24 protein-coding genes are annotated in these 13,208 nt (G+C 41.2%); all 24 read right to left on the bottom strand.

The features are described 5' to 3' along the window. Window positions 1-7: 7 nt before the first annotated feature. Window positions 8-805: an energy-coupling factor transporter transmembrane component T family protein gene (locus tag OSJ91_RS00855; protein ID WP_137024085.1), complete on the bottom strand. Its 798-nt coding sequence runs from the start codon at window positions 803-805 to the stop codon at window positions 8-10. Beyond that, window positions 805-1,671 carry an energy-coupling factor ABC transporter ATP-binding protein gene (locus tag OSJ91_RS00850; protein WP_053537046.1) on the bottom strand — a complete coding sequence of 289 codons (867 nt, stop codon included), beginning with the start codon at window positions 1,669-1,671 and terminating at the stop codon, window positions 805-807. Before OSJ91_RS00850 ends, OSJ91_RS00855 begins: the two co-directional genes overlap by 1 nt. Next, window positions 1,647-2,486: an energy-coupling factor ABC transporter ATP-binding protein gene (locus OSJ91_RS00845; protein ID WP_101225875.1), complete on the bottom strand. Its 840-nt coding sequence runs from the start codon at window positions 2,484-2,486 to the stop codon at window positions 1,647-1,649. Before OSJ91_RS00845 ends, OSJ91_RS00850 begins: the two co-directional genes overlap by 25 nt. A 366-nt stretch (window positions 2,487-2,852) precedes the next feature. After that, complete coding sequence (rplQ, locus tag OSJ91_RS00840; protein WP_034304973.1) at window positions 2,853-3,215, bottom strand: 50S ribosomal protein L17; 363 nt, start codon at window positions 3,213-3,215, stop codon at window positions 2,853-2,855. 83 nt (window positions 3,216-3,298) lie between these two features. Next, entirely contained in the window at window positions 3,299-4,243 is a 945-nt protein-coding gene (locus OSJ91_RS00835) for a DNA-directed RNA polymerase subunit alpha (protein ID WP_485890825.1), read from the bottom strand. A 178-nt stretch (window positions 4,244-4,421) separates the two neighbouring features. Further along, window positions 4,422-4,811 carry a 30S ribosomal protein S11 gene (rpsK, locus tag OSJ91_RS00830; RefSeq protein ID WP_028390438.1) on the bottom strand — a complete coding sequence of 130 codons (390 nt, stop codon included), beginning with the start codon at window positions 4,809-4,811 and terminating at the stop codon, window positions 4,422-4,424. A gap of 22 nt (window positions 4,812-4,833) precedes the next feature. Continuing rightward, complete coding sequence (rpsM, locus tag OSJ91_RS00825) at window positions 4,834-5,199, bottom strand: 30S ribosomal protein S13 (RefSeq protein ID WP_034304978.1); 366 nt, start codon at window positions 5,197-5,199, stop codon at window positions 4,834-4,836. A gap of 22 nt (window positions 5,200-5,221) precedes the next feature. After that, a complete protein-coding gene (rpmJ, locus tag OSJ91_RS00820; protein WP_003156543.1) occupies window positions 5,222-5,335 on the bottom strand; it encodes a 50S ribosomal protein L36 in 114 nt (37 codons plus the stop codon). Window positions 5,336-5,375: 40 nt separating this feature from the next. Then, a complete protein-coding gene (gene infA, locus OSJ91_RS00815; protein WP_028390440.1) occupies window positions 5,376-5,594 on the bottom strand; it encodes a translation initiation factor IF-1 in 219 nt (72 codons plus the stop codon). A gap of 565 nt (window positions 5,595-6,159) precedes the next feature. Further along, the gene (locus tag OSJ91_RS00810; protein ID WP_350300872.1) at window positions 6,160-6,813 is read right to left on the bottom strand and encodes an adenylate kinase; all 654 of its coding nucleotides are present in this window, start codon (window positions 6,811-6,813) and stop codon (window positions 6,160-6,162) included. A gap of 58 nt (window positions 6,814-6,871) precedes the next feature. Further along, on the bottom strand, window positions 6,872-8,167 hold the full coding sequence (secY, locus tag OSJ91_RS00805; protein ID WP_034304981.1) for a preprotein translocase subunit SecY: 1,296 nt from the start codon (window positions 8,165-8,167) through the stop codon (window positions 6,872-6,874). Then, entirely contained in the window at window positions 8,167-8,607 is a 441-nt protein-coding gene (rplO, locus tag OSJ91_RS00800; RefSeq protein WP_034304982.1) for a 50S ribosomal protein L15, read from the bottom strand. The genes secY and rplO overlap by 1 nt, the downstream gene beginning before the upstream one ends. 32 nt (window positions 8,608-8,639) lie before the next feature. After that, the gene (rpmD, locus tag OSJ91_RS00795; RefSeq protein ID WP_034304984.1) at window positions 8,640-8,822 is read right to left on the bottom strand and encodes a 50S ribosomal protein L30; all 183 of its coding nucleotides are present in this window, start codon (window positions 8,820-8,822) and stop codon (window positions 8,640-8,642) included. 16 nt (window positions 8,823-8,838) lie between these two features. Continuing rightward, entirely contained in the window at window positions 8,839-9,339 is a 501-nt protein-coding gene (rpsE, locus tag OSJ91_RS00790; protein WP_034304987.1) for a 30S ribosomal protein S5, read from the bottom strand. A 22-nt stretch (window positions 9,340-9,361) separates the two neighbouring features. Next, a complete protein-coding gene (rplR, locus tag OSJ91_RS00785) occupies window positions 9,362-9,724 on the bottom strand; it encodes a 50S ribosomal protein L18 (protein WP_101225873.1) in 363 nt (120 codons plus the stop codon). Between the two features lie 32 nt (window positions 9,725-9,756). Then, complete coding sequence (gene rplF / locus OSJ91_RS00780) at window positions 9,757-10,293, bottom strand: 50S ribosomal protein L6 (RefSeq protein ID WP_192207445.1); 537 nt, start codon at window positions 10,291-10,293, stop codon at window positions 9,757-9,759. Window positions 10,294-10,323: 30 nt separating this feature from the next. Continuing rightward, a complete protein-coding gene (rpsH, locus tag OSJ91_RS00775; RefSeq protein ID WP_034304995.1) occupies window positions 10,324-10,722 on the bottom strand; it encodes a 30S ribosomal protein S8 in 399 nt (132 codons plus the stop codon). Window positions 10,723-10,752: 30 nt separating this feature from the next. Continuing rightward, window positions 10,753-10,938 (bottom strand): type Z 30S ribosomal protein S14, encoded by a 186-nt coding sequence (locus tag OSJ91_RS00770; protein WP_034304998.1) that lies wholly within the window; start codon window positions 10,936-10,938, stop codon window positions 10,753-10,755. A 25-nt stretch (window positions 10,939-10,963) separates the two neighbouring features. Beyond that, window positions 10,964-11,503 (bottom strand): 50S ribosomal protein L5, encoded by a 540-nt coding sequence (rplE, locus tag OSJ91_RS00765; protein WP_034305000.1) that lies wholly within the window; start codon window positions 11,501-11,503, stop codon window positions 10,964-10,966. A 29-nt stretch (window positions 11,504-11,532) separates the two neighbouring features. Beyond that, entirely contained in the window at window positions 11,533-11,844 is a 312-nt protein-coding gene (gene rplX / locus OSJ91_RS00760) for a 50S ribosomal protein L24 (RefSeq protein ID WP_034305002.1), read from the bottom strand. A 43-nt stretch (window positions 11,845-11,887) separates the two neighbouring features. Then, window positions 11,888-12,256: a 50S ribosomal protein L14 gene (gene rplN, locus OSJ91_RS00755; RefSeq protein WP_034305005.1), complete on the bottom strand. Its 369-nt coding sequence runs from the start codon at window positions 12,254-12,256 to the stop codon at window positions 11,888-11,890. 41 nt (window positions 12,257-12,297) lie between these two features. Then, a complete protein-coding gene (gene rpsQ, locus OSJ91_RS00750; RefSeq protein ID WP_048677887.1) occupies window positions 12,298-12,561 on the bottom strand; it encodes a 30S ribosomal protein S17 in 264 nt (87 codons plus the stop codon). 18 nt (window positions 12,562-12,579) lie between these two features. After that, window positions 12,580-12,783, bottom strand: a complete 204-nt coding sequence (rpmC, locus tag OSJ91_RS00745) for a 50S ribosomal protein L29 (RefSeq protein ID WP_034305010.1) — start codon at window positions 12,781-12,783, stop codon at window positions 12,580-12,582. Next, a complete protein-coding gene (gene rplP, locus OSJ91_RS00740; protein WP_034305012.1) occupies window positions 12,773-13,207 on the bottom strand; it encodes a 50S ribosomal protein L16 in 435 nt (144 codons plus the stop codon). The genes rpmC and rplP overlap by 11 nt, the downstream gene beginning before the upstream one ends. Window position 13,208 lies beyond the last annotated feature (1 nt).

Here is a 13,208-nt window from a genome sequence, read left to right as displayed (position 1 = left end):
TTCCTTATTATGAACGTAATAAAAATAACATGACCGTTAGAACACCGATTGAGACCATCAAAAGACTATCACTCATCTTCCAGTTCAATTGGCGATATTTCGTGCGGCCTTCCCCGCCACGGTATCCTCTTGATTCCATGGCAGTTGCCAATTCCTCAGCCCGTTTGAACGAACTAACAAATAAAGGAACAAGCAGCGGTACAATCGATTTAACCCTGTCCTTTATCGGGCCAGATGAAAAGTCAACGCCCCTTGCAGTTTGAGCCTTCATGATTTTTTCCGTTTCCTCCATTAGCGTTGGAATGAAACGAAGGGCAATGGACATCATCAATGCCAGTTCATGTACAGGCATCTTCCACTTTTTCAAGGGCCCCAACAGCTCTTCCATCCCATCTGTAATGGATATCGGGGATGTCGTCAAAGTTAAAAGTGACGTAACAAGGATTAATAAAGTAAATCTTACTGATATGAAAAAACCTTGAATCAGACCGCCTTCATAGATTTCAAACCAACCGTATTCAAAAAGCAAATCCCCTTCTTTCGTAAAAAATATATGGAGAAGGAATGTAAATACAATCAAGAAAAAGATTGGTTTTAACCCATTATAAAGATAACGAAGCGGTATTTTGGAAAGAATGATCAAAAGGATGGTGAATACAGCAAGCAAACCGTAAGAAACGACATTATTCGCCAAAAAGACGACACAAACAAACAGGAACACGAGGAGCAATTTAGCCCTTGGATCCATCTTGTGCATCAGTGAATTTGCAGGGACATAACGCCCGATAATCATTTTATCCAGCATCAGCGGTTCCCCCGTTTCATGGCTTTATCTATTTCTATCGCTAAATCACCGATATTAAGACATGGATGATCAAATCGAACACCAAGTTCCTTCTGGAGCTTTAGCTGAAAGCGGACCGTATCAGGAACATCCAGGCCAAGCTCCATTAATTGTTCCGGCTCCGAGAAAATTTCCTGCGGGGTTCCTTTTTTGAACACCGTACCCTTATGCATGATAATGATGTCATCCGCGTACTTGGCTGCATCCTCCATGCTATGAGTCACCAGAATCGTTGAAATGCCTCTTGCTTTATGCAGATCATAAAACATATCCATGATTTCTTTGCGTCCTCGCGGATCCAGACCCGCTGTAGGCTCATCAAGCACCAATACTTCCGGCTCCATGGCAAGTACCCCAGCGATGGCCACCCGTCGCATTTGTCCGCCGGATAAGTCGAATGGAGATTTTTCTAGAACTTCCTCATTCAGTCCGACTTGCGCTATGGCTTTCCTGGCCAGTTTCTTAGCATCGATTTCAGAAACGCCAAAGTTCATCGGACCGAAACATATATCCTTTTCAACCGTTTCATCAAATAACTGATGTTCCGGAAACTGAAAAACAATTCCGACCTTTTGTCTTATTGGCCGCAAAGCCTTTTCTTTTCTTCCGGCTTCAATCGTCCGATCCCCAATGAAAACCCGACCCTTCGTCGGTTTTAAAAGAGCATTCAAATGCTGCAGTAGCGTGGATTTCCCGGACCCTGTATGCCCGATGATTGCGGTATAGGTTCCCGGCTCCATTGAAATATTGACATCATGAAGGGCTAGATGTTCAAAAGGAGTATTCACCTGATAGCGGTATTCTACATCATCGAGTGTAATTCGCATAAATCCTTCACCAACTCTTCCTCTGTCAAATGCCCATCAACTACACGAACACCATTTTTTTGTAACTCCTTGGTTAGTTTCACTGAAAAGGGAATATCCAGACCAAGAGCAATCAATTCTTCCTCTAACTCAAAAATATCCTGAGGCGATCCTTCACGATATAGCCGACCTTGGTTCATGACTATCATTCGATCAGCTTTCGCAGCTTCCTCAAGATCATGGGTGATTGATATGACAGTAATATCGTTTTCCTGCTTTAATTCCCTAACTGTTTCAAGCACTTCTTCACGGCCTCTTGGGTCAAGCATGGAGGTTGCTTCATCTAAGATGATTATGTCTGGCTGCAGGGCTATTACACCTGCTATGGCCACTCTTTGCTTTTGACCGCCGGATAGATGGTGCGGCTCTTGATTAAGAAAGGCATTCATTTTAACCTTATTTAACGCACCATGAACACGCTCCACCATAACCTGCTGAGAAACACCGGCGTTTTCTAAACCAAAAGCCACATCATCCTGAACTGTAGTGCCTACAAATTGATTATCTGGGTTTTGAAAAACCATGCCAATTTTCTGGCGTACATCCCAAACCGATTCTTCTGTCAAAAGTTGATCATTAATCGTAATGGTACCTGAGTTAGCGAACTGAAGACCATTCAGTAACTTCGCTAATGTCGACTTGCCAGAGCCATTATGTCCGACAATCGCAAGCCACTCCCCCTGATGAATATCAAAAGAAACATCATCCAAGGCGTTTCGAGACTGACCCTCATATTTAAAAACAATATTATTTAAAGAAACCAGCTTCTTCACCATGTGGCCCTCCTCATTCTCGACTGCACTCGTCTAAACTAACTCTGCTCACTCAATATAAATATAGTAGTTTTTCCTTCTGAAAATATAAAAAAACGCTGCACCCCTTCCACCGAAAGAATTTTCGGTAAATTAAGAGCAGCTAACAGCGGGCCTGTTACGAAAAACAGGTTATCTTATGATCGCTTATCAAAAGCGGGAAGGGATGCTTGAGCTAGACGTGAAGGCTCCCTGCATGATACAGGTTCCGCCAGCCATCGTAACACTCAATGCGAATTTCTAAAGTACAGAATTTCTATTTTAAAAAAAGAAAAAGGGCATAGAACAAGTGAGTATATTCATTTGTCCCGCCCTTTTTCATCGTTGTTATTAAACTAATTCAATAACCACGACTGGTGCACCGTCACCGCGGCGTGGACCAACTTTCATGATACGAGTGTATCCACCTTGACGTTCTTCATAACGTGGAGCCACGTCACTGAATAGTTTTTGAAGGGCATCTGTGCCATTCTCAGCGTCAGCGATTTCGTTACGGATGAAAGATGCAGCTTGACGGCGTGCATGCAAGTCACCACGTTTACCAAGAGTGATCATTTTATCTACTACAGAACGTAATTCCTTTGCACGTGCTTCAGTAGTTTCAATGCGCTCATGGATAATAAGATCCGTAGCTAAATCACGAAGTAATGCTTTACGTTGTGCGCTAGTGCGTCCTAACTTTCTGTAACCCATTAGAGATTCCCTCCTTTGTTGAAGTTCTATATTGTGTGTCTATAACAAGGCTCACAACATAATGGATTGATTCCGCCATGTTATCAGTCGTCTTTACGAAGACCTAAGCCTAATTCTTCTAGTTTCGCTTTCACTTCTTCAAGTGATTTACGTCCTAGATTACGTACTTTCATCATATCTTCTTCCGTTTTATGAGCTAGCTCTTGAACGGTATTGATTCCAGCACGTTTCAAGCAGTTGTAAGAACGAACAGAAAGGTCTAATTCTTCGATCGTCATCTCAAGAACTTTTTCTTTTTGATCTTCTTCTTTTTCAACCATGATTTCAGCATTTTGAGCTTCATCGGTTAAACCAACAAAGATATTTAAATGCTCTGTTAAAATCTTAGCTCCAAGTGCTACCGCTTCTTGCGGACCAGTACTGCCATCAGTCCAAACATCGAACGTTAACTTGTCAAAGTTAGACAACTGTCCAACACGTGTATTTTCAACTTGGAAAGATACGCGTGAAACTGGAGTGTAAAGAGCATCGATTGGAATTACACCAATTGGCTGGTCTTCTCTCTTGTTTTGAACAGCAGGAGTGTAGCCGCGGCCGCGACGTGCAGATAAACGCATACGCATATGACCGTTTTTACCAATTGTAGCAATATATAAATCCGGATTAAGAATTTCTACATCACTATCATGAGTGATATCAGCAGCCGTGATGACTCCTTCACCTTGAACGTCAATTTCCAGCGTCTTCTCTTCATCAGAGTAAATCTTAAGAGCTAGTTTTTTCACATTAAGAATGATAGATGTTACATCTTCCACGACGCCTTCAATTGTTGAGAACTCATGTAGCACTCCATCAATTTGTATAGCTGTGACAGCAGCACCTGGGAGTGAGGATAAAAGGATACGACGTAAGGAGTTACCCAATGTAGTACCATACCCACGCTCTAGTGGCTCTACGACGAATTTACCGTATTTGGTATCGTCGTTGATTTCAACCGTTTCGATTTTTGGTTTTTCTATTTCGATCATCAATAAACCCTCCTTCAAAACGTCAAAACCCCGGCAAGTAAAACGAATTCACTTAAACCGAAATTCCCCATGTATACGTTCCCGCTGTGCGCAACAACTGAAAATTAATCCTCTGTAAGAACGCAAACTCAGTATTATATCCCATTATTGACAGGAATACAAAATCTATACAGAAAAATTAAACACGGCGACGTTTTGGTGGACGGCATCCGTTATGTGGAACTGGAGTTACATCTTTAATTGCAGTTACTTCTAGGCCAGCAGCTTGAAGTGCACGAATAGCAGCCTCACGTCCAGCACCAGGTCCTTTAACTGTAACTTCAAGAGTTTTCATACCATGTTCAATTGATGTTTTAGCAGCTGTTTCAGCAGCCATTTGTGCAGCGAACGGAGTGGATTTACGAGATCCACGGAATCCTAGAGCTCCAGCACTTGACCAAGAAATAGCATTACCATGAGAGTCAGTGATCGTAACGATAGTGTTATTGAATGTTGAACGAATATGTGCAATACCAGTTTCTATATTCTTTTTCACACGACGTTTACGTGTATTAGTTTTACGTGCCATGAAAAGTAACCTCCTTTACTAATTATTTTTTCTTGTTAGCTACAGTACGACGAGGTCCTTTACGCGTACGAGCATTGTTTTTTGTATTTTGACCGCGAACAGGAAGACCACGACGGTGACGTAAACCACGGTATGAACCGATTTCCATTAAACGTTTGATGTTTAGGGAGATTTCACGACGAAGGTCGCCTTCTACTTTAAGCTTGTCAATGATATCACGAATTTTGTTCAATTCGTCTTCCGTTAAGTCACGAACGCGAGTTTCTTCAGAAACGCCTGCTTCTGCAAGAATCTTGATCGCTGTTTGTTTTCCAATACCATATATATATGTTAATGAGATAACAATACGTTTGTCACGGGGAATATCTACTCCAGCAATACGTGCCATGCTTGAGTGCACCTCCTTCTATTTAGCCTTGTTTTTGTTTATGTTTAGGGTTTTCGCAAATAACCATAACTTTACCTTTTCTGCGGATAACTTTACACTTTTCGCAGATTGGTTTGACTGATGGTCTGACTTTCATTGCTATCTAACCTCCTTATACAGATCGGAGCGAAACCGGATTATTTGAACCGGTATGTGATTCTGCCGCGAGTTAGATCATACGGGGAAAGCTCAACCGTAACTTTATCTCCAGGCAAAATGCGAATAAAGTGCATACGAATTTTACCGGATACATGAGCTAAAACAGTATGACCATTTTCTAATTCTACCTTAAACATTGCATTTGGCAAAGTCTCTTGTACTGTGCCTTCTACTTCAATTACATCATCTTTCGCCATTAAAGTGATTCTCCCTTCTCTATGCGTGAACCTATTAAAGGTACACATCTTTCCGTCAACATTACTACAGTCCAATCATCCTCATAAGTCTTACAATTCTGCATCAAGTATTCACCATTTTGTAGAACCAGGCTTTAACTGAGGACCTTTATCAGTTGGACCGAAATGAGGATTTTATGGGCCCTCATGTAAGTCTTGACCGATTCCGTGACCGACATACTCTCGAAATAGAGAAGCAATTAGTCTCGACATAGGTTTGAATAGCATGGGAGATGTTTGAAAGGCGCACGCCTGACATAGCTTCTTTCAACCCTCTATATCACGACTCTTTAGGAATCCCAATAGAGTCACTGCATTTCTTCATCAATTTTGCCGACCGGATATGTCCATGAAGATCACTTAAAAAGTAATCGCCCAATTCAGGGAATACCAAGTACAAGAACCTGATTAATAAATGTGCGAATGCTCTCGCGAAATCCATTATACCCTTTGTAATATAGGAATGCACCAAGTTTAACTAGTAAGTTATAAAAATGGTATGAATTTCATAAATCAATACGAATGATTAATTTTGTAAAGCACCAAGCAACACATCGATATTTTCAAATACCTTATTAATATCTTGCTGTCCGTTAATGTTGACCAAGTATCCTTTATCTCCGTAGAAATCAAGAAGTGGCTTGGTTTGTTTCAAATTCACATCTAAGCGATTTTGAACCGTTTCTGCATTATCGTCGGCACGTTGATATAATTCTCCGCCGCAGCGGTCGCATACATCATCTTTAGCAGGAGGATTGAAAACAAGATGGTATGTCGCACCACATGATTTGCAAATACGACGTCCTGTCAATCTTTCCATTAAGATGCTTTTATCAACATCGATATTAATGACAAAATTCATTTTGCGATCTAAATCAGCAAGAATGCCCTCAAGTGCTTCCGCCTGTGCCACAGTACGTGGAAATCCATCAAGCAAAAATCCTTTGAGGCAGTCTTCCTTGCTTAACCGTTCACGTACGATGCCAATGGTAACTTCATCAGGTACCAACTCGCCTTTGTCCATGAATGATTTCGCCTTTAGACCTAATTCTGTTCCATCTTTGATAGCTGTTCGGAACATATCTCCAGTAGAGATATGAGGGATATTATATTTTTCTACGATTTGTTCAGCTTGAGTGCCCTTACCAGCACCAGGCAGACCCATTAACACTAGATTCAATTTTCTTCCCCCTCAAACTCTATAATGGGTAAAGGGAACAAGCCGTTCCCAAAACTCATTACTTTATAAAGCCTTTATAGTGTCTCTTCACAAGTTGTGATTCCAGCTGCTTCATCGTATCAAGGGCAACCCCCACTACGATCAGCAAACTGGTTCCACCAATCTGTGCAGATTGAGGCAGATCAGCAAGCTTAATGAAAAATACCGGTAAAACGGCAATGATGGCTAAAAATATAGAGCCTACAAACGTCAGACGGTATAAAACACGTGTTAAATATTCTTGTGTACTCTTACCTGGACGGATCCCAGGCACATAGCCACCTTGCTTTTTCAAATTCTCAGCCATTTGTTCAGGGTTAACCTGAATGAATGCATAAAAATACGCAAAAGCAATGATAAGAGCAACATATATGATCATACCAATTGGCTTGGTATAATCAAGATTTGTTGATATCCAACTAGTCACGCTGTTCTTTCCAAAGAAAGAAGCGATTGTAGTGGGAGTAATGATAAATGCCATTGCAAAGATTACCGGAATAACCCCCGCAGCATTTACTTTCAATGGTAAATGAGTAGACTGGCCACCCATTTGTGTACGACCTACCGCAGCACGTTTCGCATACTGAATAGGAATTTTACGTAATGCCTGCTGAATGAAGATAACAGCAACCACGATTGCTAATACTGCTAAAACAATGAGGATAATCGTTATGATTCGTAAGAATAATTGATCACCGGCATTTTCAAATTGTTGGGCGTAAATCTGATTTGCCGTAGTTGGCAAACTAGCTACGATACCAGCAAAGATGATGATGGAGATCCCATTACCCACACCCTTAGCAGTGATCAGCTCCCCTAACCACAAAAGAAAAGCTGTTCCTGCCGTTAAGACAGTCGCAATAAGCAAGTATGTTGCAATTCCAGGATTTTCAATCAACTGTCCACCTGACATATTATTGAACCCATAAGACATACCAACAGCTTGGATAAATCCTAGGATAATAGTGAAGTAACGAGTGAATTGAGCTAATTTACGGCGCCCTGCTTCCCCTTGTTTAGACCATTCAGTGAACTTAGGAACAACATCCATCTGTAACAGCTGAACGATGATGGATGCCGTGATGTAAGGCATGATACCCATCGCTAATATCGAAAAGTTTTGCAGTGCTCCGCCGCCAAAGGTATTTAAAAGACCGATGACGCTCAGCTGGTCCTGTTCAGCGAGAAAATCGGCATTCACATGCGGTACAGGTATAAATGTACCGATGCGATAGACGATTAACATTAGTAGGGTAAAAATAATCTTATTCCTTATTTCACCCACGCGCATAAAATTGGAGATCGTGCGAAACATTAGATCACCTCTGTATTACCGCCAGCAGCTTCGATAGCTTCTTTAGCAGTAGACGAGAATTTGTGAGCTTTAACAGTAAGCTTTTTCTCAATGCTTCCTTTGGCAAGAATTTTGATTCCTGCTTTTTCTTTACTTACAACCCCAGTCTCAAGTAAAAGAGCTGGTGTTACTTCAGTACCGTCTTCGAAAAGATTTAACGTATCAAGATTCACGATAGCATAGTCTTTACGGTTGATGTTGGTAAATCCACGTTTAGGTAAACGTCTGAATAGAGGAGTTTGACCCCCTTCAAATCCAAGACGCACACCGCCGCCGGAGCGAGCGTTTTGTCCTTTGTGTCCTTTACCTGCTGTTTTACCGTTACCAGATCCAATACCGCGACCTTTACGTTTACGTTCTTTACGAGAACCTTCTGCAGCTTTTAACTCATGAAGTTTCATGTTGGCACCTCCTTGTTAAGTTAAAAATTATTTTATTGTTCTTTTACAGTAACAAGATGAGCAACTTTGGTAATCATACCGCGAATCGCAGGGTTATCTTCTTGAACAACCGTTTGATGCATTTTGCGTAAACCCAAAGTGTTAACTGTAACACGTTGATCTTCAGGACGACCAATCAAGCTGCGAGTGAGGGTGATTTCTAATTTATTAGCCATAATTCGATTTCCCTCCTTATCCTAACAGTTCTTGTACTGATTTTCCACGTAACTTAGCTACGTCTTCAGCACGTTTCAATTGCTTCAATCCTTCAATTGTTGCGCGAACCATATTAATAGGTGTATTAGTACCTAGTGATTTAGACAAGATATCGCTAACTCCGCCTAATTCAAGTACCGCACGAACAGGACCACCAGCAATTACTCCTGTACCTTCAGAAGCTGGTTTCAATAGAATGTGACCTGCGCCATAGCGACCGTTCACAAGATGAGGAATAGTAGTACCAACCATCGGTACAGTAATTAGATTTTTCTTAGCATCCTCAATAGCTTTACGGATAGCATCCGGAACTTCTTGAGCTTTACCAGTACCAAATCCAACATGACCATTTTTATCACCAACAACAACTAGTGCAGTGAAACGGAAACGACGTCCGCCTTTAACAACTTTAGCTACACGATTAACTGTAACTACGCGTTCTTCAAGTTCTAATTTATTAGGATCAATGCTACGCATCTGTTATGTCCCTCCTTATCCATTAAAATTCTAAGCCGTTTTCACGAGCAGCGTCAGCCAATGCTTTTACACGACCATGGAAGAGGTAACCACCGCGGTCAAACACCACAGCTTTGAAACCTTTTTCAACAGCACGTTTCGCAATAAGTTCGCCAACTTTTTGAGCTGCTTCAGCATTGCTACCTGCTTCGATATTGATCTCTTTATCAAGAGTTGAAGCACTTGCCAATGTTACGCCTTTTGCATCGTCAATTAATTGTGCGTAAATGTGTTTGTTTGAACGAAACACATTTAAACGAGGACGAGCTTCTGTTCCAGAAAGCTTAGCACGTACACGCGCATGTCTTTTCTGACGAGTAGCATTTTTATCAAGCTTCGTAATCATTTACGTCACTCCTTTCGTTTACTTATGCGGCATTACTTACCAGTTTTACCTTCTTTACGACGAACGAATTCGCCTTCGTAACGGATACCTTTACCTTTATACGGCTCAGGCGGGCGAACATCACGGATATTAGCTGCTAGAGCTCCTACACGTTCTTTGCTTGCACCTTTGATGATTACTTTTGTATTAGAAGGAACTTCGACTTCAACGCCAGCTTCTGGCTCTATTTCTACAGGGTGGGAATATCCTACGTTAAGGACAAGCTTGTTACCTTGCTTTTGTGCACGGTACCCAACCCCAATAAGTTCAAGTGATTTTACGAAACCTGTTGATACACCTTCAACCATGTTAGAGATAAGTGCGCGAGTAGTACCGTGTAAAGAACGGTGAGCCTTCTCGTCAGACGGACGTGTAACAGTTAACACGTTCTCTTCAACAACGATTGAAAGGTCAGGATTGAATGATCTAGTTAATTCACCTTTAGGTCCTTTAACAGTTACTTCACTTCCAGTAATAGTAACTGTCACGCCTGCAGGGATTTCAATAGGTTTTTTACCTATACGAGACATAATGTGCACCTCCATTCTTGTGAAAATGTATTACCAAACGTATGCTAAAACTTCTCCGCCAACTTGTTTAGAGCGAGCTTCCTTGTCTGTTAAAACTCCGTGAGAAGTAGAAACAATTGCGATACCTAAACCGTTAAGAACGCGTGGTACCTCTCCAGTTTTTGCATATACACGCAAACCAGGTTTGCTGATACGTTTTAGACCAGTGATAACACGTTCGTTGTTTGCACCGTATTTTAAGAAGATACGGATGATACCTTGTTTGTTGTCTTCGATTAATTCAAAGTCACGTACGAAGCCTTCACTTTTTAAGATCTCAGCAATTTCCTTTTTGATCTTTGAAGCAGGAACTTCCAGTTTTTCGTGACGAACCATATTCGCATTACGGATGCGAGTAAGCATATCTGCAATAGGATCTGTCATGACCATTATATTTTACCTCCTTCCCAAACTCGGGTTTTACCAGCTAGCTTTTTTAACGCCAGGAATTTGTCCTTTATATGCAAGTTCGCGGAAACAAATACGACAAAGTTTAAATTTACGTAGTACTGAATGTGGACGTCCGCAACGTTCGCAACGTGTATATTCTTGTACTTTAAACTTCTGTTCGCGTTTTTGCTTTACGATCATAGACTTTTTAGCCACGATTTCGCCTCCCTTTATTTAGAGATTACTTTTGGAACGGCATTCCAACTTGAGTAAGTAGTTCACGAGCTTCTTCGTCAGTGTTGGCAGTCGTTACGATAACGATGTCCATACCACGAACTTTGCTCACTTTATCGTAATCAATCTCAGGGAAGATAAGTTGTTCTTTAACGCCTAATGTATAGTTCCCACGTCCGTCAAAGGATTTCTTTGAAACGCCGCGGAAATCACGTACACGCGGTAAAGATACAGATACTAGCTTATCAAGGAATTGATACATACGCTCTCCACGTAATGTAACTTTCGCTCCGATAGGCATACCTTCACGCAAACGGAAACCTGCGATTGATTTTTTTGCTTTTGTTATAACTGGTTTTTGACCAGTGATCAATGTAAGTTCTTCAACAGCTGTATCTAAAGCTTTCGAGTTAGAAACTGCGTCACCCACACCCATGTTAATAACGATTTTCTCAATGTTTGGTACTTGCATTACTGATTGATAGTTGAATTTACCCATCAATGACGGTGTAATTTCACTTCTGAATTTTTCTTTAAGGCGGCTCATTGCTTAGTGTACCTCCCTTCATTTATGACTTATTTATCTAAAGATTCACCTGATATTTTAGCTACGCGTACTTTTTTACCATTTTCGATCTTATATCCAACACGAGTCGGTTTACCTGATTTAGGATCAAGTGGCATTACATTGGATACGTGAATAGCAGCTTCTTTGCTTATAATTCCACCTTGTGGATTAAGTTGAGATGGCTTGGAATGCTTTTTCACGATGTTAATTCCTTCAACAAGCACACGATTTTGTTTCGGATATGCAGAAAGAATTGTTCCTTGTTTGCCTTTGTCCTTACCAGAGATGACTACGACTTTGTCACCTTTTTTAACATGCATTAGCTTGGCACCTCCTTGAAAGGCTTTATACAAATTTTACATATTATAGAACTTCTGGAGCAAGAGAAACGATTTTCATGAAACTATTGTCACGTAATTCACGAGCAACAGGTCCAAAAATACGCGTTCCACGTGGGCTCTTATCGTCACGGATAATTACACATGCGTTTTCATCGAAACGAATGTAAGAACCGTCAGGACGACGCATACCACGTTTTGTACGGACAACAACAGCCTTAACGACTTCACCTTTTTTAACAACGCCTCCTGGTGTTGCCTGTTTGACTGTACAAACGATGATATCACCGATGTTTGCAGTTTTACGGCCAGAACCACCTAGGACTTTAATTGTTAGCACTTCACGAGCACCAGAATTGTCAGCGACTTTTAAACGAGATTCTTGTTGAATCATGTACGGTACCTCCCTTCGGAATTAGCTTAATCCGAACTATATTAAATGATTACTGCTTTTTCTACTACTTCTACAAGACGGAAGCGTTTTGTAGCTGAAAGTGGACGAGTTTCCATGATACGTACTACGTCGCCTGCTTTAGCTTCGTTTAGCTCGTCATGAGCTTTAAACTTTTTAGAGTATTTCACGCGTTTACCGTATAAAGAATGCTTTTTATAGGTTTCTACAACAACTGTAACTGTTTTATCCATTTTGTCGGATACTACGCGTCCAGTGTAGATTTTGCGTTGGTTGCGTTCGCTCATTCTGCAAACCTCCATTCATTATCGATTAGTGACACCGATCTCTCTTTGACGAACAACTGTTTTCATACGAGCAATCGATTTGCGAACTTCACGGATGCGAGCTGTATTTTCAAGTTGTCCAGTAGCTAACTGGAAACGAAGATTAAATAGTTCTTCTTTAAGAGATTTTAGTTTTTGTTCAATTTCAGCAGTGGTTAGATCTTTGATTTCATTAGCTTTCATTTGTTTCACCACCAATTTCCTCTCTTTTTACAAACTTGCATTTGATTGGAAGTTTGTGTGCTGCAAGGCGCAATGCTTCTCTTGCCACCTCTTCAGATACACCAGAGATTTCAAACATAACTTTGCCCGGTTTAACTACTGCTACCCAACCTTCAGGAGCACCTTTACCGGAACCCATCCGTACTTCAAGCGGCTTAGCTGTGTAAGGTTTGCTTGGGAAGATTTTGATCCAAACTTTCCCTCCACGTTTCATATAACGAGTCATCGCAATACGAGCTGCTTCGATTTGACGGTTCGTGATCCAGGAAGCTTCTTGAGCTTGAAGTCCAAATTCTCCGAAATGAACTTCAGTGCCGCCTTTAGCCATCCCTCTCATCTTACCGCGGTGTTCACGACGGTATTTTACGCGTTTTGGCAATAACATA

The sequence above is a fragment of the Bacillus sp. T-10(2022) genome, from assembly GCF_056502895.1.
Note: the sequence above shows the minus strand (reverse complement) of the source record. Positions and strands in the feature narration are given on the sequence as shown.

Excerpts from the sequence above, each read along its gene's own strand:
- OSJ91_RS00855 (WP_137024085.1), bottom strand. The coding sequence starts at position 805 with ATGCTGGATAAAATGATTATCGGGCGTTATGTCCCTGCAAATTCACTG.
- OSJ91_RS00850 (WP_053537046.1), bottom strand. The coding sequence starts at position 1,671 with ATGCGAATTACACTCGATGATGTAGAATACCGCTATCAGGTGAATACT.
- OSJ91_RS00845 (WP_101225875.1), bottom strand. The coding sequence starts at position 2,486 with ATGGTGAAGAAGCTGGTTTCTTTAAATAATATTGTTTTTAAATATGAG.
- rplQ (WP_034304973.1), bottom strand. The coding sequence starts at position 3,215 with ATGGGTTACAGAAAGTTAGGACGCACTAGCGCACAACGTAAAGCATTA.
- OSJ91_RS00835 (WP_485890825.1), bottom strand. The coding sequence starts at position 4,243 with ATGATCGAAATAGAAAAACCAAAAATCGAAACGGTTGAAATCAACGAC.
- rpsK (WP_028390438.1), bottom strand. The coding sequence starts at position 4,811 with ATGGCACGTAAAACTAATACACGTAAACGTCGTGTGAAAAAGAATATA.
- rpsM (WP_034304978.1), bottom strand. The coding sequence starts at position 5,199 with ATGGCACGTATTGCTGGAGTAGATATTCCCCGTGACAAACGTATTGTT.
- rpmJ (WP_003156543.1), bottom strand. The coding sequence starts at position 5,335 with ATGAAAGTCAGACCATCAGTCAAACCAATCTGCGAAAAGTGTAAAGTT.
- infA (WP_028390440.1), bottom strand. The coding sequence starts at position 5,594 with ATGGCGAAAGATGATGTAATTGAAGTAGAAGGCACAGTACAAGAGACT.
- secY (WP_034304981.1), bottom strand. The coding sequence starts at position 8,167 with ATGTTTCGCACGATCTCCAATTTTATGCGCGTGGGTGAAATAAGGAAT.
- rplO (WP_034304982.1), bottom strand. The coding sequence starts at position 8,607 with ATGAAACTTCATGAGTTAAAAGCTGCAGAAGGTTCTCGTAAAGAACGT.
- rpmD (WP_034304984.1), bottom strand. The coding sequence starts at position 8,822 with ATGGCTAATAAATTAGAAATCACCCTCACTCGCAGCTTGATTGGTCGT.
- rpsE (WP_034304987.1), bottom strand. The coding sequence starts at position 9,339 with ATGCGTAGCATTGATCCTAATAAATTAGAACTTGAAGAACGCGTAGTT.
- rplR (WP_101225873.1), bottom strand. The coding sequence starts at position 9,724 with ATGATTACGAAGCTTGATAAAAATGCTACTCGTCAGAAAAGACATGCG.
- rplF (WP_192207445.1), bottom strand. The coding sequence starts at position 10,293 with ATGTCTCGTATAGGTAAAAAACCTATTGAAATCCCTGCAGGCGTGACA.
- rpsH (WP_034304995.1), bottom strand. The coding sequence starts at position 10,722 with ATGGTCATGACAGATCCTATTGCAGATATGCTTACTCGCATCCGTAAT.
- rplE (WP_034305000.1), bottom strand. The coding sequence starts at position 11,503 with ATGAGCCGCCTTAAAGAAAAATTCAGAAGTGAAATTACACCGTCATTG.
- rplX (WP_034305002.1), bottom strand. The coding sequence starts at position 11,844 with ATGCATGTTAAAAAAGGTGACAAAGTCGTAGTCATCTCTGGTAAGGAC.
- rplN (WP_034305005.1), bottom strand. The coding sequence starts at position 12,256 with ATGATTCAACAAGAATCTCGTTTAAAAGTCGCTGACAATTCTGGTGCT.
- rpsQ (WP_048677887.1), bottom strand. The coding sequence starts at position 12,561 with ATGAGCGAACGCAACCAACGCAAAATCTACACTGGACGCGTAGTATCC.
- rpmC (WP_034305010.1), bottom strand. The coding sequence starts at position 12,783 with ATGAAAGCTAATGAAATCAAAGATCTAACCACTGCTGAAATTGAACAA.
- rplP (WP_034305012.1), bottom strand. The coding sequence starts at position 13,207 with ATGTTATTGCCAAAACGCGTAAAATACCGTCGTGAACACCGCGGTAAG.